This window comes from Stappia taiwanensis, assembly GCF_014635285.1.
GTDB lineage: Bacteria > Pseudomonadota > Alphaproteobacteria > Rhizobiales > Stappiaceae > Stappia > Stappia taiwanensis.
The window spans coordinates 87,726-110,285 of sequence record NZ_BMCR01000005.1 but is presented as its reverse complement, the minus strand read 5'-3'; the positions used below and the strand labels follow the sequence as shown (position 1 = coordinate 110,285).

General features: G+C 66.8%; 24 protein-coding genes. 16 read left to right on the top strand and 8 right to left on the bottom strand.

Annotated elements, in window-relative coordinates; all coding sequences use genetic code 11:
* Window positions 1-22 precede the first annotated feature (22 nt).
* Entirely contained in the window at window positions 23-574 is a 552-nt protein-coding gene (locus IEV83_RS13150) for a PadR family transcriptional regulator (protein WP_181759889.1), read from the bottom strand.
* A 297-nt stretch (window positions 575-871) separates the two neighbouring features.
* On the opposite strand from IEV83_RS13150, the gene IEV83_RS13145 reads away from it, so the two are divergent.
* The 7 genes from IEV83_RS13145 to paaE all read left to right on the top strand — a co-directional run bounded on the left by IEV83_RS13145 (window position 872) and on the right by paaE (window position 6,287).
* The gene (locus IEV83_RS13145) at window positions 872-1,285 is read left to right on the top strand and encodes a hypothetical protein (protein ID WP_181759890.1); all 414 of its coding nucleotides are present in this window, start codon (window positions 872-874) and stop codon (window positions 1,283-1,285) included.
* A gap of 98 nt (window positions 1,286-1,383) precedes the next feature.
* Window positions 1,384-2,328, top strand: a complete 945-nt coding sequence (locus tag IEV83_RS13140) for a PaaX family transcriptional regulator (protein ID WP_181759891.1) — start codon at window positions 1,384-1,386, stop codon at window positions 2,326-2,328.
* Between the two features lie 156 nt (window positions 2,329-2,484).
* The gene (gene paaA / locus IEV83_RS13135) at window positions 2,485-3,486 is read left to right on the top strand and encodes a 1,2-phenylacetyl-CoA epoxidase subunit PaaA (RefSeq protein WP_181759892.1); all 1,002 of its coding nucleotides are present in this window, start codon (window positions 2,485-2,487) and stop codon (window positions 3,484-3,486) included.
* A gap of 91 nt (window positions 3,487-3,577) precedes the next feature.
* A complete protein-coding gene (paaB, locus tag IEV83_RS13130; protein ID WP_181759893.1) occupies window positions 3,578-3,865 on the top strand; it encodes a 1,2-phenylacetyl-CoA epoxidase subunit PaaB in 288 nt (95 codons plus the stop codon).
* A 9-nt stretch (window positions 3,866-3,874) separates the two neighbouring features.
* Window positions 3,875-4,627 carry a 1,2-phenylacetyl-CoA epoxidase subunit PaaC gene (paaC, locus tag IEV83_RS13125; protein WP_181759894.1) on the top strand — a complete coding sequence of 251 codons (753 nt, stop codon included), beginning with the start codon at window positions 3,875-3,877 and terminating at the stop codon, window positions 4,625-4,627.
* A gap of 4 nt (window positions 4,628-4,631) precedes the next feature.
* Window positions 4,632-5,159: a 1,2-phenylacetyl-CoA epoxidase subunit PaaD gene (paaD, locus tag IEV83_RS13120; protein ID WP_181759895.1), complete on the top strand. Its 528-nt coding sequence runs from the start codon at window positions 4,632-4,634 to the stop codon at window positions 5,157-5,159.
* A 48-nt stretch (window positions 5,160-5,207) separates the two neighbouring features.
* Window positions 5,208-6,287: a 1,2-phenylacetyl-CoA epoxidase subunit PaaE gene (paaE, locus tag IEV83_RS13115; protein WP_181759896.1), complete on the top strand. Its 1,080-nt coding sequence runs from the start codon at window positions 5,208-5,210 to the stop codon at window positions 6,285-6,287.
* Between the two features lie 206 nt (window positions 6,288-6,493).
* Here paaE and IEV83_RS13110 read toward each other — a convergent pair whose 3' ends face one another.
* The 6 genes from IEV83_RS13110 to paaN all read right to left on the bottom strand — a co-directional run bounded on the left by IEV83_RS13110 (window position 6,494) and on the right by paaN (window position 12,858).
* Window positions 6,494-7,216: an ABC transporter ATP-binding protein gene (locus IEV83_RS13110; protein WP_244628184.1), complete on the bottom strand. Its 723-nt coding sequence runs from the start codon at window positions 7,214-7,216 to the stop codon at window positions 6,494-6,496.
* Window positions 7,203-7,991: an ABC transporter ATP-binding protein gene (locus IEV83_RS13105; protein WP_181759898.1), complete on the bottom strand. Its 789-nt coding sequence runs from the start codon at window positions 7,989-7,991 to the stop codon at window positions 7,203-7,205. Before IEV83_RS13105 ends, IEV83_RS13110 begins: the two co-directional genes overlap by 14 nt.
* Entirely contained in the window at window positions 7,988-8,932 is a 945-nt protein-coding gene (locus tag IEV83_RS13100; RefSeq protein WP_181759899.1) for a branched-chain amino acid ABC transporter permease, read from the bottom strand. The genes IEV83_RS13105 and IEV83_RS13100 overlap by 4 nt, the downstream gene beginning before the upstream one ends.
* 2 nt (window positions 8,933-8,934) lie before the next feature.
* Window positions 8,935-9,807, bottom strand: a complete 873-nt coding sequence (locus IEV83_RS13095; RefSeq protein ID WP_181759900.1) for a branched-chain amino acid ABC transporter permease — start codon at window positions 9,805-9,807, stop codon at window positions 8,935-8,937.
* Between the two features lie 143 nt (window positions 9,808-9,950).
* The gene (locus IEV83_RS13090; protein WP_371873459.1) at window positions 9,951-11,084 is read right to left on the bottom strand and encodes an ABC transporter substrate-binding protein; all 1,134 of its coding nucleotides are present in this window, start codon (window positions 11,082-11,084) and stop codon (window positions 9,951-9,953) included.
* Between the two features lie 112 nt (window positions 11,085-11,196).
* Window positions 11,197-12,858 (bottom strand): phenylacetic acid degradation protein PaaN, encoded by a 1,662-nt coding sequence (gene paaN, locus IEV83_RS13085; RefSeq protein ID WP_181759901.1) that lies wholly within the window; start codon window positions 12,856-12,858, stop codon window positions 11,197-11,199.
* A gap of 244 nt (window positions 12,859-13,102) precedes the next feature.
* Between paaN and paaG the strand changes: the two genes are divergently transcribed.
* The 7 genes from paaG (at window position 13,103) to IEV83_RS13050 (ending at window position 19,756) form a co-directional block, all read left to right on the top strand.
* The gene (paaG, locus tag IEV83_RS13080; protein WP_371873451.1) at window positions 13,103-13,966 is read left to right on the top strand and encodes a 2-(1,2-epoxy-1,2-dihydrophenyl)acetyl-CoA isomerase PaaG; all 864 of its coding nucleotides are present in this window, start codon (window positions 13,103-13,105) and stop codon (window positions 13,964-13,966) included.
* A gap of 56 nt (window positions 13,967-14,022) precedes the next feature.
* Window positions 14,023-14,442 (top strand): hydroxyphenylacetyl-CoA thioesterase PaaI, encoded by a 420-nt coding sequence (gene paaI / locus IEV83_RS13075; protein ID WP_181759983.1) that lies wholly within the window; start codon window positions 14,023-14,025, stop codon window positions 14,440-14,442.
* Between the two features lie 36 nt (window positions 14,443-14,478).
* Window positions 14,479-15,789: a phenylacetate--CoA ligase PaaK gene (gene paaK / locus IEV83_RS13070; RefSeq protein ID WP_181759902.1), complete on the top strand. Its 1,311-nt coding sequence runs from the start codon at window positions 14,479-14,481 to the stop codon at window positions 15,787-15,789.
* Between the two features lie 95 nt (window positions 15,790-15,884).
* Window positions 15,885-16,484 carry a TetR/AcrR family transcriptional regulator gene (locus IEV83_RS13065; protein ID WP_181759903.1) on the top strand — a complete coding sequence of 200 codons (600 nt, stop codon included), beginning with the start codon at window positions 15,885-15,887 and terminating at the stop codon, window positions 16,482-16,484.
* A 206-nt stretch (window positions 16,485-16,690) separates the two neighbouring features.
* Complete coding sequence (gene lhpI / locus IEV83_RS13060; RefSeq protein ID WP_181759904.1) at window positions 16,691-17,674, top strand: bifunctional Delta(1)-pyrroline-2-carboxylate/Delta(1)-piperideine-2-carboxylate reductase; 984 nt, start codon at window positions 16,691-16,693, stop codon at window positions 17,672-17,674.
* Between the two features lie 122 nt (window positions 17,675-17,796).
* Complete coding sequence (locus IEV83_RS13055) at window positions 17,797-18,843, top strand: YeiH family protein (RefSeq protein ID WP_181759905.1); 1,047 nt, start codon at window positions 17,797-17,799, stop codon at window positions 18,841-18,843.
* A gap of 25 nt (window positions 18,844-18,868) precedes the next feature.
* Window positions 18,869-19,756, top strand: coding sequence for a LysR substrate-binding domain-containing protein (locus IEV83_RS13050; RefSeq protein ID WP_181759906.1), 888 nt, complete (start codon window positions 18,869-18,871; stop codon window positions 19,754-19,756).
* A gap of 6 nt (window positions 19,757-19,762) precedes the next feature.
* On the opposite strand, the gene IEV83_RS13045 is transcribed toward IEV83_RS13050, so the two are convergent.
* Window positions 19,763-20,764: a LysR family transcriptional regulator gene (locus IEV83_RS13045; RefSeq protein ID WP_181759907.1), complete on the bottom strand. Its 1,002-nt coding sequence runs from the start codon at window positions 20,762-20,764 to the stop codon at window positions 19,763-19,765.
* A gap of 88 nt (window positions 20,765-20,852) precedes the next feature.
* Here IEV83_RS13045 and IEV83_RS13040 point away from each other — a divergent pair, with 88 nt between their 5' ends.
* Window positions 20,853-21,719: an ABC transporter permease gene (locus IEV83_RS13040; protein ID WP_181759908.1), complete on the top strand. Its 867-nt coding sequence runs from the start codon at window positions 20,853-20,855 to the stop codon at window positions 21,717-21,719.
* Window positions 21,719-22,504: an ABC transporter permease gene (locus IEV83_RS13035; RefSeq protein ID WP_181759909.1), complete on the top strand. Its 786-nt coding sequence runs from the start codon at window positions 21,719-21,721 to the stop codon at window positions 22,502-22,504. The genes IEV83_RS13040 and IEV83_RS13035 overlap by 1 nt, the downstream gene beginning before the upstream one ends.
* The last annotated feature ends 56 nt before the right edge of the window (window positions 22,505-22,560 follow it).

Sequence of the window (22,560 nt, the reverse complement as noted above, 5' to 3'; positions counted from 1 at the left end):
GGCCGGTGGGTTGCGCATCTGGCTACTCGGCTGCCTGGGGCAGATCTCTGGTCGGGCTGGCGGCAATTTCCTCCAGCCGCGCCCTGTTGCTTTCGAGAAAGGCAATGTCATGGGCGACACAGGTGCGCCCATAGTCGAGGGTGAAGCGGGTCGCCTCGTTCGGGCAGTCCCCTTGCATGCTCTCCATCAGGTCGAGTTCCTCGCGCAGGTACCCGAGCCGCGCGTCTATGGCATTGCGGATGACGTCCACGCCGACCTGATCGGCGCACATGGCCACCAGCAGAAAGGGGGAACGAAAGGTGTCGCGCGCCACCGGTTCGCCGAGGGCGGCAATGAAGGCGGCCCGGCCCGCCGGCGTGATCGAATAGACCTTGCGGGAGGGTTTGCCGCTTTGCGCTTCCTCGCGCACGGTGACCAGCCCTTCCGCTTCCAGCCGCGCCAGCGTCGGGTAGATCGAGCCGTAGCTGGCGTCGAAAAAATAACGATACTTGCCCTCCGTCGACTGTTTGCGGATCTCGTATCCGGTCGCGTCCTCGAAGTTGAGAATGGCGAGGCACAGGGTTCTGACGCTCATGATCGCTCTTGTCTCCGCCACTTGACCGCCACCCCTGCCGGGCGCGGGTGCTGGCTTTGATTTGTATGTTCGTAAATCTCTATATATCGGTTTGATATATTGCTGGCCAATATAAGCGCGCCATATGTCATCTGCAAGACTTGACGTTGGGGAATTTCAAGTTTGCAACCGGCTGGGGTCCTGGCTGGGCGCTGGCCTGCGCCGATCCGACGCGTGGACAAGAGCCGCCGGAGCGGTCATTCTGGAGGAGGTCGCGGCCCTGGTCCGTGGCCCCCGGCAAAAATGGGCGGAGAGCGCATGAGCATTGATAATTCGCGCAAGGACGACACGGTGTTCGAGGCAGGCTCTGGAGTGCGGGGCCTGTGGCGCCTGCCGTTGTTCCGCATGCTGGCGATCAACTGGCTGATCGGCGCCTTCGTCTCGGTAATGGTGCTGGGCGGCCTGCTGTGGTTCGACACCGGCAACCTGCGCAGCCTGATTCTCAATTCCCAGGAGCCGCTGGTGCCGATTCTCGTTCTGCTGTTCGGGCTGATGATCACCTTGTGTTCGGCGGCAATGGGCGCGGCGGTCATGGCGCTGCCGACTGCCAAGGATGACGATGCAGGCGGGTCGAAGCGCCGGCAGGGGTCGCTGCGCTGGCTGATGCCGCGTCAGGCGCTGGTTCCGGCGCGGGTTGCCGCCGGTGGCCGCAAGCCGGATGGGGACAGGTAGCGGCGTTCCGGATCGAGGGGCGTTTTTGCTGTTTCAAGGCTTGTGTCAATCTGCTTAATGGGCCGGAGATCCTTTTGCCGGCAACGGGAAGCAGTGGCATGAGCGAGAGCCAGTCGGGCGAGGCGGCCGCGCCCTCTTGCGCGGAGCGGGGTAGCGACCACGGGGCGGCGGAAGCTGCGCTCGCGGTGCTGCTCGACCGGCTGCATGACGCCCAGCCGCTGCGGGTCTGGTCGCTCATCATCACCTTCTTCGGAGATGCTATCGCCCCGCGCGGCGGCGAGGTCTGGGCCGGCACGGTCTCGGAACTGCTCGGCGCCATGGGGGTCGACGCGGCCGCCGTGCGGGCGGCGCTGTCGCGGCTGGCGCGCGATGGCTGGCTGGAGCGCACTCGGGTCGGGCGGCTCAGCTACTACGCGCTGTCGGGGGCCGGGCGCGAGGCGTTCGGCCCGGCGATTGCCCGGGTCTATGCCACTCCGAGGCAGTCCTCGGCCTCGCGGCTGCGCATCGTCTGCCTGCCCGATGGCGATCCGCGCGGGGGCTTGCGCGATGCGGCGCTCAAATCCGGCTATGGCCAGCTTGCGCCCGGCGTGCTGCTGGGAACCGATGTCAGCCCGCCGCTTGCCGGGGAGGGGGCGGCGCGCTGCACGGTGCTGGCCGCCGATATCCTCAGCGGGCCGCGCCGGGAGCTGGTGGAGCGGGCCTTCGATCTGGCGCCGCTGGCCCGGCGCTATCATCAGTTCATCGAGGGCTTCACACCGCTGGCCGAGGCGCTGGAAAGCGCGCCGCCGGTGGTGGGCGAACAGGCGATGGTGGCGCGGCTTCTCCTGATCCATGCCTATCGGCGGCTGATCCTGCGCGATCCCGCGCTGTCGCCGGAGCTTCTGCCGGGGGACTGGCCGGGGCTGGCCGCCAATGCGCTGTGTGCCCGGCTCTACCGGCTGCTGTTGCCGGCCTCCGATGAGTGGCTGTCCCAGCGGGCACTGTGCCGCGATGGCGCCCTGCCGGCGCCGGACGCCAGCTACTTCGACCGATTTCCCGACTGAAGCTCCTTTTGTCTTCAAGCGCTTGCCGCATTGCGGCGCAATGTGTGACAAAAAATGCTTGAAGAATAAAATTATCGTCACTTATAATCATTCCAGACACCGCCCGGCAGGCGGGGAGCGACCGTGGTGAGGCGGGGTCGAGGAGGAAGAGCCAAGATGTACACCCAGGCACTCAATGCGCGTGAGACCGAGACATCCGCACCGGAGGATGCGGAGCGTCTTGCCGCGTTTCAGGCGCGGATCGATGCGGAAGAGAAGATCGAGCCGAACGACTGGATGCCGGCGGCCTATCGCAAGACATTGGTGCGGCAGATTTCCCAGCATGCCCATTCGGAGATCGTCGGCATGTTGCCGGAGGGTAACTGGATCACCCGCGCACCGACCCTGAAGCGCAAGGCGGCGCTGCTGGCCAAGGTGCAGGACGAGGGCGGGCACGGGCTCTATCTCTATTCGGCGGCCGAAACCCTTGGCGTCTCGCGCGAGGAGCTGACCGAGCAGCTCCTGTCGGGGCGGGCGAAATACTCCTCCATCTTCAACTATCCGACCCTGACCTGGGCCGATATCGGGGCCATTGGCTGGCTGGTCGACGGCGCGGCGATCATGAACCAGATCCCTCTGTGCCGCTGTTCCTTCGGGCCGTATGCGCGGGCGATGATCCGGGTGTGCAAGGAGGAGAGCTTCCACCAGCGCCAGGGCTACGAGCTGCTTTTGGAGATGTGCCGCTCCTCCGAGGAGCAGAAGGCGATGGTGCAGGACGCGCTTGACCGCTGGTGGTGGCCGTCGCTGATGATGTTCGGTCCCTCCGACACCCACTCCACCCATTCCGCGCAGTCGATGGCCTGGAAGATCAAGCGCTTCACCAATGACGAGCTGCGGCAGAAATTCGTCGATGCCACCGTGCCGCAGGCGCATTTCCTCGGGCTGACGATCCCGGACGACAAGCTCGCCTTCGATGCGGAGAGCGGCCACTGGACCTTCGGCGAGATCGACTGGGACGAGTTCTCCCGGGTGATCGCCGGCGATGGCCCGTGCAACCGGGAACGGCTGAGCGCGCGGCAGAAGGCGCATGAGGCCGGGGCCTGGGTGCGCGAGGCGGCGCTGGCCCATGCGGAAAAGCGGGCCGCCCGGCGCGCGGCGGCGCAGGTCGCCGCCGAATAGGTTCGTCCGGCGCCAGAGGCAATTCAGCAATTCCGGCGCGGAGGGCGCCGCAGGTGAATTTACGGCGCGGAGGCGCCGCAGGGAGAGCAACATGACCGAGAAAACCACCCCGCTTTGGGAAGTCTTCATTCGTTCGCGTACGGGCATGGCCCACCGCCATTGCGGCTCTGTGCATGCGGCGGATGCGGAAATGGCGCTGCAGGCGGCGCGCGATGTCTACACCCGGCGCGGCGAGGGGCTGTCGATCTGGGTCGTGCCCTCGGCGGAGATCATCGCCTCCGACCCGTCCGAGAAGGGGATGCTGTTCGAGCCGACCGCCTCGAAGATCTACCGGCATCCGACCTTCTACGAGATCCCCGAAGACGTCGGCAACATGTGAGGACGGGCCATGACGGATGCGCTTTTCACCTATGTGCTGCGGCTCGCCGATGACGCGGCGATCCTCGGCCAGCGCCTTGGCGAGTGGTGCGGCCACGCGCCGACGCTGGAGGAGGATATCGGCCTTGCCAATGTGGCGCTCGACCATGTGGGCCAGGCGCGGGCGCTCTACAGCTACGCCGCCGAGGTGGAAGGCAAGGGCCGGGACGAGGATCAGCTCTGCTTCCTGCGGGTCGAGCGGGCCTTCCGCAACTGCCTGCTGGTGGAACAGCCCAATGGCGATTTCGCCCAGACCATCGCCCGCCAGTTGTTCTTCTCCGCCTTCATGCTGCCCTTCTGGGAGAAGCTGACCGGCTCCAGCGACGCGACCCTGTCGGCGATTGCCGCCAAGGCGGAAAAGGAGGCGGCCTATCACCTGCGCCATGCCAGCGAATGGACGATCCGGCTCGGTGATGGCACGGCGGAAAGCCACCGGCGGATGCAGGAGGCGATCGACCTTCTGTGGCCCTATACCGGCGAGCTGTTTGAGGCGGATGACACGGTTTCGGAGCTGGTGGCGGCCGGCATTGCGGTCGATCCGCAGGGCTTGCGCGCGGGCTGGCTTGCGACCCTCAGCCGGGTGCTGGAGGAAGCGACGTTGACCCTGCCGGCACAAGGCTGGATGCAGACCGGCGGCCGCGACGGGCGCCATTCGGAGAGCTTCGGCCACCTTTTGTCGGAGATGCAATACATGCAGCGGGCCTATCCCGGGCATACGTGGTGAGAGCATGAGCGCGGCAGGGGATACCGACACGGTGCAGGCGCTGCCGCTGGGGGAGCAGCGGCGGCGGGCGCTGGAGGTGGCCGGCCGGGTACCCGATCCGGAGGTGCCGGTGCTGACCATCGCCGACCTTGGCGTCCTGCGCGATGTGCGAGTGCAGGAAGGCGGCGTTGTCGAGGTCGACATCACCCCGACCTACACCGGCTGTCCGGCGATGGCGGTGTTCACCATGGACATCGAGACGGCGCTCTTGGCGGCCGGGTTCTCCTCTGTGCGCATCAATACGGTGCTGTCGCCGGCCTGGACCACCGACTGGCTGAGCGCGGAGGCGCGCGAGAAGCTGAGGGCCTATGGCATCGCCCCACCGGCGGGCAAGGCCTCGCGCCGGGCGCTGTTCGGCGACGATCAGGTCGCCTGTCCGCGCTGCGGTTCGCTGGAGACGGAGAAGGTCTCCGAATTCGGCTCGACCGCCTGCAAGGCGCTGTGGCGCTGCCGCGCCTGCGCCGAACCGTTCGATTATTTCAAGTGTCACTGATATCGGCCCGGACCGCCCGTGTCCGCCGACCGAGGGAGGAGCCTCAGCATGTCGCCGCGATTTCATGCGTTGAAGGTCAGGGAAGTGAAGCGGGAGACCGCCGATGCCGTCTCGATTTCGTTCGAGGTGCCGGAGAGTTTGCGCGAAAGCTACCGCTTTTCCGCCGGCCAGTATCTGACCCTGCGCGCCACCATCGATGGGGCCGACGTGCGCCGCTCCTATTCGATCTGTGCGGGCGAGGATGATGGCGAGTTGCGGGTTGCGGTGAAGAAGGTGGAGGGCGGCGCGTTTTCCGCCTATGCCAACGAGAACATCCGCGCGGGCGACGAGATCGACGTGATGACCCCGTCGGGCCGCTTCCTGCTGCCGGCGTATGAGGGCGGCGGGCGCATGCTGGTGGCGATTGCCGCCGGCTCCGGCATCACCCCGGTGCTCGGGATGATCCGCACGGTGCTGGCCCGCGAGCCGGAGAGCGAGTTTTTCCTGCTCTATGGCAACAAGACGGCGCAAAGCATTATCTTCAAAGAGGAAATCGAGGATCTGAAGGACCTGTTCCCGGGCCGTTTTGGCATCTTCCATGTGCTGTCGCGCGAGACCCAGGATGTGGAGATGTTGTCCGGCCGGCTCGATGCGGACAAGCTCACGCCGCTGCTGACCCACGTGGTTCCGGCGGTGGAGGCCGATGGGGTGTTCCTGTGCGGCCCGGGCGAGATGATCGAGACCGCCGGCGCGGTGCTTGCCGGGCTCGGGGTCGATCCGGCCCGCATTCACCGGGAGTTCTTCACCCCCGCCGACGGGTCGCCGGCCCATGCCCCCAAGCCCGCTCACGCGGATGCGGATATCGACCATGCGGCCAGCGCCGAACTGGTGATCGACGGGGCGCGGGTCAGCGTGCCGGTGGCCGCCGGCGAGACCATCGTCGATGCGGCGATCCGCGCTGGGGTGGAGGCGCCGTTTTCCTGCAAGGGCGGCATGTGCTGCACCTGCCGGGCCAAGGTCGTCACCGGCGAGGTGGACATGGCGGTGAACTATTCGCTGGAGCCCTGGGAGGTGGAGGCCGGTTTCGTGCTGACCTGCCAGTCGCGCCCGGTCACCGACAAGGTGGTGCTCGACTACGACGCCATGTAAGGCGAGGGGCGGGCGTTTCCAAACCGGGCACCCTTGCCCCACACCTGTTCCTCTGCAGGGGGCGTCCTCCCGGACGGAGCGTCAGCGCGACCCGGGAGGCACCGCCTGTCGGCTTATCCTCCGCCGGAGCTGTTCATTCTTCGGTGCACGCGTGACCGGAACCGGAGTCGCATCAATGGCTTCGACCGGTTTGTTCGTAAGGTGATTCAGACCCCGAGATAGGCCTCGCGTACCCGCTCATCGGTGAGGAGCTCACGGCCGCTGCCGGTCATGGCGATCTCACCGGTCTCGATGACATAGCCCCGGTCGGCAATCGACAGGGCGGCAAAGGCGTTCTGTTCCACCAGGAACACCGTCACCGCCTCTTCCTCGCGCAGGCGGGCGATGATGGCGAACACCTGATCGACCAGCACCGGCGCCAGCCCCATGGAGGGCTCGTCGAGCAACAGGAGCTTCGGCCGGCTCATCATGGCCCGGCCGATGGCCAGCATCTGTTGCTGGCCGCCGGAGAGGCCGCCGGCCGGGTTCCTGCGCCGCTCCTTCAGCACCGGGAACAGGTCGTAGACCCGCTCAAGATCGGCGGCGATTTCCGCATCCTTGCGCAGGTAGGCACCGAGCCGCAGATTGTCCTCGATCGACAGCGGCGAGAAGATCTGCCGCCCCTCCGGCACCTGGGCGATGCCGGCCTTGACCCGGGCATGGGCGCTGGCGCGGGTGAGATCCGTGCCGGAGAACCGGACCCCGCCGGCGGTGACCGGCTGCACGCCGGAGATGGCGCGCAGCAAGGTGGTCTTGCCGGCGCCATTGCCGCCGACCAGCGCCACCACCTCGCCGGGGCGCACCTCCAGCGAGACCCCGTGCAGGGCTTCGATCCGGCCATAGCCAGAGCGCAGCCCCTCGATTTTCAAAAGGGGATCATCCGAGCGCAAGGGAGGCCTCCCGGGTGCCATGGGTGCCGAGATAGGCCTCGATCACCTTGGGGTTGGCGCGAACCTCGTCCGCGCGTCCTTCCGTCAGGGTCTGGCCCTGTTCGAGCACATGCACCCGGTCGGAAATCCGCATCACCAGCTTCATGTCATGTTCCACCAGCACCACCGTCATGCCTTCATCGGCAATCCTGCGGATCAGGGTTTCGATCTCTTCCGTCTCCACCGGGTTGCAGCCGGCGGCCGGCTCATCGAGCAGCAGCACCTGCGGCTCGGCGGCCAGGGCGCGGGCGATCTCCAGCCGTTTCAGCGCGCCATAGGGCATGGCGCTGGCCGGGGTCTCTGCATACTCGGCGAGCCCGACACGCTCCAGTAACTGCCGGGCGATCTCCGCGCTTTCCCGGTTCTGCCGGGCGGTGGAGGGCAGCGCCAGAAGATGTGCCAGCAGCCCGCGCCGTTCCTTCAGGTGGCGGCCGACCATGACGTTTTCCAGCGCAGTCATGCGGAAGAACACCTGCAGGTTCTGGAAGGTGCGCGACAGGCCGCAGCGGGCGAGCCGGTTCGGCTCCAGGCCGGTGACGTCCTCGCCTTGCAGGATCACCCGGCCCCGCCGAGGGCGGTAGACGCCGGAGACGAGGTTGAACAGGGTGGTCTTGCCGGCACCGTTCGGGCCGATGATCGAGAACACCGTGCCGGCCTCGACCGAAAAGGAGACATTGTCGACCGCCTTGACGCCGCCGAAGGCAATGCCGATCTCCTCGACCTTGAGAATGCTCATGGCCGGGTCCTCCGGATCAGGGCGGCAAGGCTGGGCACGATGCCGCTGCGCAGCACGATCATGATGACCATCATCATCAGGCCGAGCAGCAGGTGTTCATAGTCGTGGAAGGTGGTGAGCACCTGCGGCAGCACGACGAGGATCGCCGCGCCAACCAGCGAGCCGAACACCGAGCCCATGCCGCCGAGCACCACCATGGTCACCAGCTCGATGGAGTGGATGAAATTGGCACTGTCCGGGGTGACGAAGCCGTTGACCAGCGCCAGCGCCGAGCCGGCGACCGAGGCGTAGACGGCGGAAATGACGAAGACGATCAGCTTGTAATGGGCGACGTCGACGCCGGCGACCCGGGCCGCCACTTCGGAATCGTGCAGTGCCCGCAGCGCCCGCCCGGTCGGGCTGGCCACCAGATTGACTGCCAGCCAGGCGCCGAGCACCAGCAGCGCGCCGGTGATCCAGTACCAGGTGCTTGCCCCGCGCACGCGCCAGCCGAACAGGGTCAGGCGCGACACCGGCATGCCGTCGGGGCCGCCGGTGAGCCAGCTTTCATTGGCAATCGCCATGGCGATCAGGATGCCGAAACCGAGGGTGGCGACCGCGAGGTAATGGCCCTTGAGGCGCAGGATCGGCCGGCCGACGACAAAGGCGATCAGGCCGCAAACCAGCGCCCCGGCCAAGAGCGCCAGCAGAGGATGCAGCGAAAACTGCGCCGGCAGCACGGCGACCGCATAGGCGCCGAGACCGAAGAACCCGGCATGGCCGAGGCTGACCTGGCCGGCGAAGCCCATCAAAAGGTTGAGACCGATCACCGCCAGGGCGGAGATCCACACCAGCGCGGCGACCCGCAGGTAGAAGTTGGAGGGCAGGACGAAGGCGAGGGCGACGACGATCAGCGCGATGGCGACCGGCGCGGCGAGACGGTGGGCAAGAAGCGCGCGCATGGTCAGACCCGCTCCGTGCTGGCGCGGCCGAAGAAGCCGCCGGGCAGGACGAACAGCACCGCGAGAATGACGATGAAGGCGATTGCATCCTTGTAGGTGGAGGAGATGTAGCCGGCGCCGAGCGCTTCCAGCAGGCCGACGGCAAGACCGCCGACGATGGCGCCGAGCGGGTTGCCCATGCCGCCGAGCATCGCCGCAGCGAAGCCCTTGAGCGCCAGCAGGGCGCCGATGTCGTAGCTGGTCAGGGTGATCGGCGCGACGAGAATGCCGGCAATGGCGCCGATGGCCGCCGAGAGCACGAAGGAAAAGCCGACGACGAAGGAGGTGTTGATGCCGACCAGCCGGGCCGCCAGCCGGTTGGCGGCGGTGGCCAGCACCGCCTTGCCGAGGAGAGTGCGGTTGAAGAAGAACCACAACAGGGCGACGATCACCGCCGCGCCGCCCAGCACCCAGAAGCTTTGCGGCAGCACCGCCGCGCCGCCGATCATCACCGGCGTGTCACCGGAGAAGGCGGGCAGCGAATGGAACTGCTTGTCGAAGACGATCTGGGCACCGCCGCGCAGGAAGATCGAGGCGCCGATGGTGATGATGATCAAGGTGACGGCGGAGGCGCCGCGCGCCGGCTCGATGGCCAGCCGGTGCAGCAACAGGCCGATCACCATGGCGGCGAGGATCGCCGCTGGAATGGCGAAGTGCAGCGGCACGCCGGCGGCGGTGATGAACACCGTGGTCATGCCGCCGATCATGACGAACTCGCCTTGGGCGAAATTCACCACGTCCGAGGCGTTGTAGATGATGGTGAAGCCGAGCGCGACCAGCGCGTAGACCGCGCCGACGGTCAGGCCGGAGACACAAAACTGCAGAAAATCGGGCATGGGTTTCTTCGCCGATCATGCGGCGGCGGCGATAGCGCGCCGGTGCCGCGAAAGGGACCATCCAGGAGGGCGGCTCCCGCACCCGGCGCCGCCCGGATCAGCTCCGGACGGCGTCGGCAATGCGCGGAGGAAGCCCCGGGAGCTTAGTCGGCCAGGACCCAGTCGCCGTCGCGGATTTCCAGCATCCGGAAGGCGGTGAGGTCGAGACCGAGATGGTCGCTCGGCGACATGTTGACCACGCCGGCGGTGCCCATGAAGCCGCTGGTCTTCTCCAGCTCATCACGGATCGCCTGAGGATCCTCCGAGCCGGCGCGCTGCATCGCTTCCACCAGCATCATCAGCCCGTCATAGGCATGGCCGCCGAAGGTGGAGACCGGCTGGCCGGTGGCTTCCTCATAGGCCGCCTTGTAGCCGGTCACGACCGCCTTCTGCGGGTCGCTGTCCGGCAGCTTTTCGGCAACCAGCAGGGCGGAGGCGGGCAGACGCACCCCCTCGGCCGCATCGCCGGCCAGCTCGATGAAGGACTTCGAGGCCACGCCATGGCTCTGGTAGAGCGGCACGTCAAAGCCGAGCTGCTTGAAGTTGCGGGTGACGATGGCCGGCCCCTGGCCGAAGCCCGGGTTGACCACCGCCTGCAGGCCCGGCGCGCTCTTGATGTTGGTGAGCTGCGGCGTCATGTCCGAATCCTTCGGACCATAGGTCTCGTCGGCGACGATCTCGATGCCGTAGTTGCCGGCAACGCCAAGGCACTGACCGTGCATGGACTTGCCGAAGCCGCCGGTGCCGGAAATCATGCCGACCTTGGCAATGCCCTTGGCCTTCATGTCCTCGAAGATCTTCTCGCAGGCCATCTTGTCGGTATGCGGGGTCTTGAACACGAAGGGCTTGACCGGGTCGACGATCACCACCGCGCCGGCGAGCGAGATGAACGGAATGCCCGCGTCCTCGAACACCGGGATCATCGCCATGGTCGCGCCGGTGCTCGATCCGCCGATCATCGCCACGATGCCGTCGTCCTCCACGAGGCGGGTGGCGAAGGTCCGGGCCTTGTTGGCGTTGGCACCGTCGTCATAGACGACGAGTTCAAGCTGCTTGCCGTTGACGCCGCCGGCCTCGTTGATCTTCTTGACGTAAAGCTCCAGCGTCTTGGCTTCCGGATCGCCCAGGAACGAGGCGGGGCCGGTGATCGCCAGCGAAGAGCCGATCTTGATCGTGTCGGCGGCGCTCGCCGGGCTCGCCATCGCGGCGGCGCCGGCGACCAGCGCCGCCAGTCCCATCCGTTTCATCAGGGTCGTCATGGTTTCTCCTCCCATTTTCCCAGTCTTGTTGCCTGTTTTGTTGCCAGTCCCGTTGTAAGTCTCGTTGCAAGTCTTGCCCGCCGGCTCCGAGTCAGGCCGCCGCCGGGCGGCGCACGGTGGCCACCCGGAAGCGATTGGCGACAAAGGCGCTGTCGCACAGGCAGGCGTTGCCCGCCGGATTGGCGCCGGTCACGTGGTAGTCGGAAAAGGCCGCGCTCTGGTTGACGAAGACGCCGCCGGTCAGGTTGACCGAGAGGCTGACACCGGCCTCGGCGAAGGCATCCGCCGCCCGATCGATCACCGCTTCGTCGGTGGCATAGAGCGCGGCGGTGATGGCGCCCCGGTTGCGGGCCGAGGCAGCGGCACGGGTAATCGCGTCCTCCGCCCCATCGGTGGCTATGACGAAGCTCACCGGGCCGAAGCGCTCCTCCAGATAGGCGCTTTCGTCGGCGGCATCGACGGCCAGGATCAGCGGCGTGGCGGAGCGGGCATCCTCCATGCCCTCCACCGGTCCGCTGTCGCGCAGCACCTTGCCGAGCCCGCGCGCATTGGCGACACGGGCCAGGGTTGCCTCGTTCTGCACCGCGCCGAGCACGCCGGCGGCGCGCTGCGGGTCGGACAGCAGCTTGTCGACGGCACTGGCCAGCGCGCCGGCGATCTCGTCGAAGGACTTGTGGCCCTCATCGGTGTCGATGCCGCCGCGCGGCACGTAGATGTTCTGCGGCGCGGTGCACATCTGCCCGGAATAGAGCGACAGGGAAAAGGCGATGTTGCCGACCATGCCGCGCAAGGAATCCGTGCCGGTGACGACGATGGAGTTGACCCCGGCCTCCTCGGTATAGACCGGCCGGCCGCTGGCGTTTTCCCGGATCCAGGAGCCGAAGGCGGGCGAGCCGGTGTAGTCGATGATGGCGATGCCGGAATGGGTGACCAGCTCCTTGGTGATCGGTGCTTCGACCGTGTCGGCGGCGAGCAGCAGCACGTTCGGATCGAACCCGGCCTCAAGCAGCACCTCACGGCCGATCCGTACGGTCAGCGCCAGCGGCAGGATCGCGCCGGGATGCGGCTTGACGATCACCGGATTGCCGGTGGCGAGGCTGGCGAACAGGCCCGGATAGCTGTTCCAGGTCGGGAAGGTGGCGCAGCCGATCACCAGCGCCGGTCCGCGCGGAATGATGCGGAAGCGCTTGTCGAGAACGATCGGGTCCTTCGGGCCTTGCGGCTTTTCCCAGCGCACCGCGCCCGGCACCCGGCTCATCTCGTCATAGGCATAGGCAATGGCCTCAAGGCCCCGGTCCTGGGCGTGCGGGCCGCCGGCCTGGAAGGCCATCATGAAGGCCTGGCCGGAGGTGTGCATCACCGCATTGGCAAAGAGGAAGCTCTGGGCGTTGATGCGGGCAAGGATCTCCAGGCAGAGGCCGACCCGCTCCTCGGGGCTGGCCGCGCTCCAGCCGGTCATTGCCGTGCGGGCGGCCTCCACCAGCATGTCCGGAGTTGCCTCGGGATAGGTGATGGCGAGATCGGGGCCGAAGGGGCTGATCTCATGACCGACGCGCCCGCCGGTGGAGGGCTGGTCCAGCTCGAACGGCTTGCCGAGCAGCGCCTTGAAGGCTGCCTCGCCATCGGCCTTTGCGGTCTCGCCATAGATCTTGCCCGACGGCATTTCCGGATAGGCCGACCAGAAGCCCCGTTCCCGGATCGCCGCCACGGCCTTGTCGAGGGTTCCCCTGTGCTTGTCGAAAAAGCCGGTCATATCGTTCTCCCCGCGCTGCCGCGCCATCCGCCGGTCCCGGTTGGGCCGGGTGATTTGTGTGTCGCGCCGCGATTGACAGCGCCTGATTGACGATCATAATAATTAACCGACCGGTTGGTCAGTCAAGTAAAAAATGCAGCCGGCACTGGCCGGATGCGCCGGCCGCAGGCGGAGGGCGAGGAGGCTTTCCGGCGTGGCCGTGGAAAAAAGGGGCCGGCGTGGCCGAGGCAAAAGGGGAGTGGGTATGAGTGATGGGAACGCGGGCGCCATGGCGGCGCCGGTGCTGGTGGAGCGCGATGGCGGGGTTCTGGTCATCACCCTCAACCGGCCGGACAAGCTGAATTCCTTCAACGACGCGATGCAGGAGGCGCTGCGCGGTGCGCTGACCATCGCCGAGACCGAAGCGGAGATCCGTGCGGTGCTCCTGACCGGCGCCGGGCGCGGCTTTTGCGCCGGCCAGGATCTTGGCGACCGGAACATGTCCGGCGACGGTCCGCCGCCCGATCTGCGCGAGACCATCGGCACCCACTACAATCCGCTGATCCGGCGTCTGAAGGCGCTGCCCAAGCCGGTGATCGCCGCCGTCAACGGGGTTGCCGCCGGGGCGGGCGCCAATATCGCCCTGGCCTGCGACATCGTGCTGGCAGCGGAAAGCGCGAAGTTCATTCAGGCGTTTTCCAAGATCGGGCTCGTGCCGGATTGCGGCGGCACCTGGAGCCTGCCGCATCTGGTCGGCCTTGCCCGGGCCAAGGCGCTGGCGATGCTCGCCGTTCCGGTGCCGGCGGCGCAGGCCGAGGAATGGGGCATGATCTGGAAGGCGGTGCCGGATGCGGAGCTGATGGATCAGGCGCGCACGCTCGCCGCCGAGATGGCGGCGGCGCCGACCTTCGGCCTCGGGCTGATCAAGCAGGCGATTGAGGCGGCCGGCGACAACACGCTGGATCAGCAGCTCGACCTTGAGCGGGAGATGCAGGGGCGGGCCGGGCGTTCGCCCGACTATGCGGAAGGGGTTTCGGCCTTCATGGCCAAGCGTCGGCCAGCGTTCAGCGGACTTCCGCCGCAAGAGGAGACGCGGCAAGGGGAGACGACGCAAGGGGATGAGGCGTGAGCGGGCCCGGAGCCGCCGGCGATCCGGCGGCACTCGCCCGGGCCTGCGCCAATGCCATGTGGGCGGAGGACAAGGCGAGCCAGGGGCTTGGCATGGAGATTGTCGAGGTCGGCCCCGGCCATGCAGTGCTGGCGATGACGGTGACCGACACCATGGTCAACGGTCATGGCATCTGCCACGGCGGCTTCGTCTTCACGCTGGCCGACAGCGCCTTCGCCTTTGCCTGCAACAGCCACAACCAGAACACCGTGGCCAGTCATTGCGCCGTCTCGTTCCTGCGGCCGGCGCGGTTGGGCGACCGGCTGACCGCGACCGCGCATGAACGCTGGCGGGAGGGGCGCTCCGGGATCACCGACGTGACCGTGGCCAACCGAGAGGGCGAGACCATCGCCGAGTTTCGCGGCAATTCGCGCACCATCGCCGGCACCCTGGTGCCGGAGGCGGCGATGGCAGCGGCCGTTCAGGATTCGAAATAGGCCGCTCAGGCCAAGTTTTTTACCGGGAGGATACCTATGCTCAACCTGTCGCCGCGTCCGGGCGATCTCGACCCGATCGAAACCGCCTCGCGCGAGGAAATCGCCGATCTGCAGCTCGCCCGGCTGAAATGGTCGCTGCGCCATGCCTATGACAATGTCGCCCACTACCGCCAGAGCTTCGATGCGGCGGGCGTTCATCCGGACGACCTCAAGACGCTTTCGGATCTGTCGAAGTTCCCCTTCGCCACCAAGCAGACCCTGCGCGACAACTATCCCTTCGGCCTGTTCGCCGTGCCGCAGGAGCAGGTGGCGCGGGTTCACGCCTCTTCCGGCACCACCGGCAAGCCGACGGTGGTGGGGTATACCCGCAGCGACATCAAGGTCTGGGCGAGTGTGGTGGCCCGCTCGATCCGCGCCGCCGGCGGGCGTCCGGGTATGAAATGCCATGTGGCCTATGGCTATGGCCTGTTCACCGGCGGTCTCGGCGCCCATTACGGCGCGGAGGAACTCGGGCTGACGGTCATCCCCATGTCCGGCGGCATGACCGAGCGGCAGGTCACGCTGATTGAGGATTTCCGCCCGGACATCATCATGGTGACCCCGTCCTACATGCTGGCGATTCTCGATGAATACCGCTCGCGCGGTCTCGATCCGCGCAAGTCGCCGCTAAAGGTGGGGGTCTTCGGCGCCGAGCCCTGGACCAACTCCATGCGCGAGGAGATCGAGGAAGCGTTCGACATGCACGCCGTCGATATCTACGGCCTGTCGGAGGTGATGGGGCCGGGGGTCGCCAGCGAATGCGTGGAGACCAAGGACGGCTTGCATATCTGGGAGGATCATTTCTACCCGGAGATCATCGATCCGGACACCGGCGAGGTGCTGCCCGATGGCGAGGTGGGCGAGCTGGTCTTTACCTCGCTGACCAAGGAGGCCATGCCGGTTATCCGCTACCGCACCCGCGACCTGACCCGGCTGCTGCCGGGCACCGCGCGCAGCATGCGCCGCATGGAAAAGGTGACCGGCCGGTCGGACGACATGATGATCCTGCGCGGCGTCAATGTGTTCCCGACGCAGATCGAGGAACAACTTCTGCGGGTTCCGGCGCTGGCGCCCCATTATCTCGTGGAATTGACACGCGAGGGGCGGATGGACGAAATGACCGTCCACGTCGAAGCGCTTCCCTCCCATGCCGATGAGGCGCACCGGGCCGCCGCCGCCGCCGAGCTGCGGGCGCATCTGAAAAACGTGATCGGCATCAGCGCCCGCGTGCATGTCGCCGATCCGGGCGGAGTGGAACGGTCGATGGGCAAGGCGCGGCGCGTGATCGACAACCGGCCGAAGAGCTAGGCCGGTCCGGCCCTCATCCGTGCGCGTCGTGGCACGAGACTGACCCAGGGCGGGTGCGGCGCTGTCCGTTCCCGCTTTCCTTGACGGAGACGAACATGGCGCGACCGCGCGCGGACGACTACGACGACAAGCGCAAGGCGATCCTGAAGACCTCGGCGGCGCTGTTCGCCGAGCATGGGTTCGATCGCGCGTCGATGAACCAGATCGCGCAAGGGTGCGGTGTTTCCAAGGCGTTGCTGTACCACTACTACGCCAACAAGGACGCCCTGCTGTTCGACATCATCCGCGATCATCTCGACGAGCTGAACGCGGCGGTGGAGGAGGCGTCCGCGCCGGCGGCGCCCGGTGAGGCGCGGCTGGAAGCCTGCGTCGGCGCGCTGCTCGACGCCTATCGCGACGCCAATGCCGAACACAAGATCCAGATCAACGAGATGAAGCGGCTGCCGCCGGAGCAGCAGGAAGAGCTGAAGGAGCGCGAGCGGCAACTGGTCAAGGTATTTGCCGCCGCGCTGGCCGATGCGGTGCCGGCGCTGGGCGGCGGATCGGAGCTGTTGAAGCCGGTGACCATGAGCCTCTTCGGCATGGTCAACTGGCATTACATGTGGTTCCGCGAGGGCGGTCCGGTCAGCCGCGAGGACTATGCGCGCATCGCCACCCGGCTGATTCTCGACGGCGCCCGCAGCCTCGCCGGGTAAGGCGAGGGCCCACGGATCGGGTGCGCAAACGGTTTTCCGCCAAAAAATCCGGATCGCGCCCTGCGCCGGGTGCCTCTCGCCAGAGTTGAGGCCGACTGGGCTGGGTGACCGGACTGGATGACTGGGCTGCGTGACTGGACCGGGGCGGTGCCTGCGGTCATGATCGCTGCCGCCTTCCGATCCCGAATCCCTTGAAAGGACATGTCATGCTGCAACTCGACAAGGATGCCACGCGAGACGCGCTCGATTGGCCGCCGCTGATCGAGGCCCTGCGGACCATGTTTCGCGATGGCTGCGAAATGCCCGTGCGCCATCACCATGACTTCGAGGTGCCGGGGGAGGCGGACGGAACCCTTCTCCTGATGCCGGCCTGGGTGCCGGGGCGCTATCTCGGCGTCAAGCTCGCCACCGTCGTTCCCGGCAATGGGGGCCGCGATCTGCCGGCGGTGATGGCGAGCTACTGCCTGTCCGATGCCCGCACCGGGCAGATGCTGGCGCTGGTCGACGGCGGCGAGCTGACCGCCCGGCGCACCGCCGCCGCCTCGGCGCTGGCCGCCGACTATTTGGCGCGGGCGGACGCGCGGCATCTGGTGATCGTCGGCACCGGCCGGCTCTCGGCCAATCTGGCGGCGGCCCATGCGGCGGTGCGGCCCTTGTCGCGGATCTCGGTCTGGGGCCGGGACCTGGAAAAGGCCAAGGCGGCGGCCGCGGAGATTTCCGAAGCCCTCGACATCTATTGCGTGGCCGCGCCGGATCTTGAGGCGGCGGTGCGCGAGGCCGATATCGTCAGCGCCGCGACCTTGTCGGAAACGCCGCTGATTCATGGCGACTGGCTGCCCGACGGCTGCCACGTGGATCTGGTCGGGGCGTTCAAGCCGAGCATGCGCGAGAGCGACGATGCCGCTGTTGCCCGCGCCCGCGTCTTTGTCGACACAAGGGCCGGGGCGATGAAGGAGGGCGGGGATATCGTCCAGGCGCTGATGTCCGGGACGTTGCACGAGAGTGACATTCAGGCCGACCTTTTCGACCTGTGCCAGAACACCGCGCCGGGACGGCAGAGCGACAGCGAAATCACCCTGTTCAAGTCGGTCGGCGCCGCGCTGGAGGATCTTGCCGGGGCGATCCTGGCCTATGAGACCGCTTCAGCAAAGAACGCCGCCGAGATCACCCCGGTGATGCCGGTGATGTAACCGGCGGCAGCGCTGTCGCCTCATTCATTCATCGTTCCATGCGAATGAATTGAGCGAAATAATCCGTTTGTTCGAACGTTTCCTGCCTGCCATGTTGCCTTTCGGTACAACGAGAGGTCGACATGAGCAGGACGGATTCGATCGCCGAACGCGGGCGGATGGCGCAAATCTTCGAAAAATTGTTCGCGTTATTGCCCGGATTGTCGCTGGTTGCGGCAATTTCCGCCGCTGCCTATGCAGCCCGGCATCTGCCCGGTTTATCCTCCTTCAGTCCCATGATCATCGCCATTGCCCTGGCCATGGTCATCCGCAACACCGTCGGCCTTCCGGCACGGGCCGGACCGGGGGTGGTGTTCGCCATGCGCCGGGTGCTGCGCTTCGCGGTTATCCTCCTGGGGCTGCAGTTGACCCTGGCCGATGTGCTCGGTCTCGGCGGTGCCGGCTTTCTGGTGGTGGCGCTGTCGCTGGTCGCGACTTTCGCCTTCACTGTTTGGCTCGGTGCCCGCATCGGCGTCGACCGGAGCCTGGCCGAACTGATTGCCAGCGGCACCTCGATCTGCGGCGCCTCGGCGGTGGTGGCGGCCAATTCGGTCAGCCGCGCATCCCAGGCGGATGTTGCCTATGCCATTGCCTGCGTGACGGTTTTCGGCTCCATCGCGATGTTCGTCTATCCCTTGCTGCCGGTCGTTCTCGGCCTTGACGCGGACGGCTATGGCATCTGGGCCGGTGCCTCGATCCATGAAATCGCGCAAGTGGCCGCCGCCGGGTTCCAGGTGGGGCCGGAGGCGGGCGAGGCGGCAACGGTGGCCAAGCTGTCGCGGGTGATGCTGCTGGCGCCGATGGTGCTCGGGCTGGGGCTGATGGTTCGCCGTCGCGCGCGGAAAAACGGCGGCAGCGCGGAAACCGGCGGTGTGCCGATCCCGTGGTTCGTCGCCGGGTTCGTGGCGATGGTGGTGGTGGCGAGTATCATCGATATCCCCGTTCTCGTCCGCGAGGGCGCCAATCTGGTCACCACGGCCTTGCTGACGCTGGCGCTGGCGGCGATGGGGCTGGAAACGGATATCGCCAGCCTGCGGGCCCGGGGACCAAGGCCCTTTATCCTCGGCGCGGCGGCTTCCCTGTTCATTGCCGTGGTTAGCCTGTTGCTGGTCCATCTGGTGGCGGGCTAGGGTCCGGGCCAAACGGGGACAGGCCATGACACTGGAGCAGTTGCGGATCTTCGTCGCGGTCGCCGAACGGGAGCATGTCACCCGGGCGGCGGAGGCGCTCAACCTGACCCAGTCGACCATCTCGGCGGCGGTGTCGGCACTGGAGGCGCGCCACGATGTGGCCCTGTTCGACCGGGTCGGCCGGGGCATTCGCCTCACCGAGGCGGGCACGGTATTCCTCGATGAGGCGCGGGCGGTGCTCGCCCGTGCCGGGGCGGCGGAGGAGGCGCTGGCCGATCTCGCCGGGCTGAAGCGCGGGACCTTGCAGCTCGCCGCCAGTCAGACGGTTGCCAACTACTGGCTGCCGCAGCGGCTTTGCCGGTTCCGCGCCGCCTATCCCCGCATCGACATCGGTCTGACCATCGGCAACACCGAGCAGGTGCGCGGTTGGGTTTCGGAGGGGCGGGCGGCGCTCGGCTTCGTCGAGGGGCCGGTGGCCGATCCCCGGCTTTTGCCCGAACGGGTCGGCGAGGATCGGCTCGTGCTGGTGATGGCGCCGGATCATCCGCTCGCCCGGATGCCGGCCGTCGATGCAGCGGCGCTGATGTCTCTGACCTTCGTCACCCGGGAGCCTGGCTCCGGCACAAGGGTGATGCTCGACCGGCTGGCGGCCAGCGTCGGACTGGCGCTCGCCGACCTTCAGATCGCCCTGGAATTGCCGTCGAACGAGGCGGTGCGTGCCGCCGTCGAAGCTGGCGCGGGGGCTGCGGTTCTGTCGCGGCTGGTGGCCGATGCGGCGATCCGGCTCGGCACGCTGGCGGCAATCGAATTGCCGCTGGCGCCGCGGCCGTTCTTCCTTCTGCGCCATGCCACCCGCCGCCCCAGCCACACCGTCCGGGCCTTCATGGAGGGGATTGACGCGCCGCTTCCCTAGGGTTTTCTAGGCGTAGGTGCGCTCGGCGATGGGGGTTTCGTCGATCCGCCGCAGCAGTTCCTCCAGAAGCGCGGCCTCTGCCCGGTTCATCACCGCCTTCGGGTTCCAGACCACATGCACGTCAATGGCCGGCATGGCGTCATAGGGCGGCAGTGGCCACAACAGGCCGTCCTCGATGTCGCGCCGGACCACATGCACCGGCAGCGGGCCGATGCCGAGACCGGCGATGATCATCCGGCGCACCTCCTCAAGATGGGCGGAGGTGCCCACCACCTGATCCTCCAACTGGGCGTCGGCGCGCATCAGGGTGACCGGCCGCAAGGCATCGCTCATCTGGTCGGTGACGAAACTGACCGAGGAATGGCCGACAAGATCGGCTTTGGTCAGCCCTTCGCGGCCGAACAGCGGATGACTCGGGCCGCAGAACAGGCCGAAGAACTCCCGGTAAAGCCGGCGGTATTCCAGCTTCGGGCTCTTGTCATGAACAAGGCAGACGCCGATGGACGCGCGCCGGGCAAGCACTGCAGCTATCCCCTCCCGGCTGGCGGAAATGTCAATCGACAGGGTCGCGTGCGGGTGGGCGGTGTGAAAGGCGTTCAGCGCCGCGTCGAACAGCGGGCAGATCACATGGCTGGCCATGGCGATGCGCACATGGCCGCGCACCTCGTCGGCTACATCGCGGATCAGGGTGCCGAGCCGCAGCACCGCGCCGTGAATGTCGACCACCTCCTTGTGCAGCAGCTGGCCGGCCCGGGTGAGCTGGAAATGCCCGGGAGAGCGGTCGATCAGCCGCTTGCCGAGCCGGTCTTCCAGCCGCTTCAGCGCGCTGGAGACGGTCGGCTGCTTCAGCCCCAGCCGGTCGGCGGCATCGGTGATGCTGGCCGCCTCGGCGAGGACCAGAAAGGTGCGCAGCAGGTTCCAGTCGAGATCGCGGGCCAGCCGCTCCGGCGGCTGCTCGGCGATGCGGCGGGTGGCGGCGGGCGAAAGGGGCGGGGATGATTGAGTCATTGATGAAAACGATATCCATGATTGGGATTATCTATTTGAACAATGGTAGCGCGGGTGTCACCTTCCTTTCAAGAAACGGGGAGGTTGTATGTCACTGGAGGAACGCGAGGCGCGGCAGCCGGTTCTGCTGCTCACGCCGGCGATCACGGCGGTGGCGCTGCTGTTGGTGGTGCCGCTGGGCTTTATCCTGGTCTATTCCTTCTGGCTGCGCACCGCGACCGGCGCCGACCAGGCCGGCTTCTTCCTCGATAACTGGCGCGAAGCGCTGTTCGATCCGTTCTACCGGGACATTCTGCTCAACACGCTGAAGATCGCGGCGGTGACCACCATCGTCTGCGCGCTGACCGGCTATCCGGCGGCCTATTTCATCGCCCGCTCGCGCGGCAACAAGGCGCTTCTGCTCCTGTTGCTGATGCTGCCGTTCTGGATCAGTTACATCATCCGCACCATGTCGTGGATCAACATTCTCGGCGCGTCCGGGGCGGTCAATTCCGGCCTGATGGCGCTCGGGCTGATCAGCGAGCCGCTGCCGATGCTCTACAATGAGGCGACTGTCGTCCTCGGGCTGGTGCATTTCCTGCTGCCCTTCATGGTGCTGAACGTGTTCGTCAGCCTCGATGGTATCGACGCGACGCTGGAGGACGCGGCCTGTTCGCTCGGGGCGACGCGCTGGCGCTCGTTCCTGGAGGTGACCTTGCCGCTGTCACTGCCGGGGCTGGCCGCCGGCGGGCTGCTGTGCTTCGTGCTGGCGGCGGGCACCTACATCACGCCGATCGTTCTTGGCGGGCCGAGCGATGCCATGTTCGCCAATCTGGTGTTCGAGGCGATCATCACCCAGCTCGACTGGCCGATGGGCTCCGCCCTTTCGCTGATGCTGCTGGCGGTGCTCGGTGCGCTGGTGCTGCTCTACAACCATTTCCTTGGCATGGCGCAACTGATGAAAGGCTTGAGCTGATGGGCTGGGCACTGATCCGCGGCTGGACCGTGCTGGTCTATCTGTTCATGTTCCTGCCGATTGCGGTGGTCGTGCTTCTGAGCTTCAACGCCAGTCAGTTCGGCAGCTTTCCGATGACGGGCCTGTCGCTGCGCTGGTTCGCGGAACTGGCCGGCAACGAGGCGATCCTGCGTGCCTTTCGCACCTCCATCGTGCTGGGGCTGCTGACGGCGGTGATCTCCACCACCATCGGCGTTCTGGCGAGTCTTGCGCTGGTGCGCTACCGGGTGCCGGGCCGCAACATGATCTCCACGCTGCTGATCGCGCCGATCCTGGTGCCGGAGGTGGTGCTGGCGGTGGCGCTGCTGTTGTTCCTCAATGCACTCGCCGTCAACAAGAGCTTTGCGCTGCTCTTGGCCGGTCATGTGATCTTCACGCTGCCCTTCGTCATCCTGGTGGTGCAGGCCCGCCTCGTCGGCATCCGCCGGGATGTGGAGGAAGCGGCAATGAGCCTTGGCGCCAGCCCGGTGCAGACTTTCTTCCAGATCACGCTGCCGCTGCTGTCGCCGGCGGTGCTCGCCGGCATGTTGTTCGCCTTCACCATCAGTTTCGACGACATCACCGGAACGCTGTTCTGGAAGCCTGGTGGCGTGGAAACCGTGCCCACCCAGATTTTCGCGATGCTGCGCAACTCGATCTCGCCGGAGATCAACGCGCTCGGCACCGTGATGATCGTGCTGACCGCCGGCCTGCCGCTTCTCGGTATTGCCATTGCCCGGCGGATGGCCATGAAGCGCGGCGGATAGAACCGCGCCGGTCAAAGGGGCAACCGCCGAGAAGCGATCCCATTCCAGAGAGGGAA

Bases quoted from the DNA above. Each gene is read 5' to 3' on its own strand.
- IEV83_RS13150 (WP_181759889.1), bottom strand. From the start codon at position 574: ATGAGCGTCAGAACCCTGTGCCTCGCCATTCTCAACTTCGAGGACGCG.
- IEV83_RS13145 (WP_181759890.1), top strand. From the start codon at position 872: ATGAGCATTGATAATTCGCGCAAGGACGACACGGTGTTCGAGGCAGGC.
- IEV83_RS13140 (WP_181759891.1), top strand. From the start codon at position 1,384: ATGAGCGAGAGCCAGTCGGGCGAGGCGGCCGCGCCCTCTTGCGCGGAG.
- paaA (WP_181759892.1), top strand. From the start codon at position 2,485: ATGTACACCCAGGCACTCAATGCGCGTGAGACCGAGACATCCGCACCG.
- paaB (WP_181759893.1), top strand. From the start codon at position 3,578: ATGACCGAGAAAACCACCCCGCTTTGGGAAGTCTTCATTCGTTCGCGT.
- paaC (WP_181759894.1), top strand. From the start codon at position 3,875: ATGACGGATGCGCTTTTCACCTATGTGCTGCGGCTCGCCGATGACGCG.
- paaD (WP_181759895.1), top strand. From the start codon at position 4,632: ATGAGCGCGGCAGGGGATACCGACACGGTGCAGGCGCTGCCGCTGGGG.
- paaE (WP_181759896.1), top strand. From the start codon at position 5,208: ATGTCGCCGCGATTTCATGCGTTGAAGGTCAGGGAAGTGAAGCGGGAG.
- IEV83_RS13105 (WP_181759898.1), bottom strand. From the start codon at position 7,991: ATGAGCATTCTCAAGGTCGAGGAGATCGGCATTGCCTTCGGCGGCGTC.
- IEV83_RS13100 (WP_181759899.1), bottom strand. From the start codon at position 8,932: ATGCGCGCGCTTCTTGCCCACCGTCTCGCCGCGCCGGTCGCCATCGCG.
- IEV83_RS13095 (WP_181759900.1), bottom strand. From the start codon at position 9,807: ATGCCCGATTTTCTGCAGTTTTGTGTCTCCGGCCTGACCGTCGGCGCG.
- IEV83_RS13090 (WP_371873459.1), bottom strand. From the start codon at position 11,084: ATGGGACTGGCGGCGCTGGTCGCCGGCGCCGCCGCGATGGCGAGCCCG.
- paaN (WP_181759901.1), bottom strand. From the start codon at position 12,858: ATGACCGGCTTTTTCGACAAGCACAGGGGAACCCTCGACAAGGCCGTG.
- paaG (WP_371873451.1), top strand. From the start codon at position 13,103: ATGAGTGATGGGAACGCGGGCGCCATGGCGGCGCCGGTGCTGGTGGAG.
- paaI (WP_181759983.1), top strand. From the start codon at position 14,023: ATGTGGGCGGAGGACAAGGCGAGCCAGGGGCTTGGCATGGAGATTGTC.
- paaK (WP_181759902.1), top strand. From the start codon at position 14,479: ATGCTCAACCTGTCGCCGCGTCCGGGCGATCTCGACCCGATCGAAACC.
- IEV83_RS13065 (WP_181759903.1), top strand. From the start codon at position 15,885: ATGGCGCGACCGCGCGCGGACGACTACGACGACAAGCGCAAGGCGATC.
- lhpI (WP_181759904.1), top strand. From the start codon at position 16,691: ATGCTGCAACTCGACAAGGATGCCACGCGAGACGCGCTCGATTGGCCG.
- IEV83_RS13055 (WP_181759905.1), top strand. From the start codon at position 17,797: ATGAGCAGGACGGATTCGATCGCCGAACGCGGGCGGATGGCGCAAATC.
- IEV83_RS13050 (WP_181759906.1), top strand. From the start codon at position 18,869: ATGACACTGGAGCAGTTGCGGATCTTCGTCGCGGTCGCCGAACGGGAG.
- IEV83_RS13045 (WP_181759907.1), bottom strand. From the start codon at position 20,764: ATGACTCAATCATCCCCGCCCCTTTCGCCCGCCGCCACCCGCCGCATC.
- IEV83_RS13040 (WP_181759908.1), top strand. From the start codon at position 20,853: ATGTCACTGGAGGAACGCGAGGCGCGGCAGCCGGTTCTGCTGCTCACG.
- IEV83_RS13035 (WP_181759909.1), top strand. From the start codon at position 21,719: ATGGGCTGGGCACTGATCCGCGGCTGGACCGTGCTGGTCTATCTGTTC.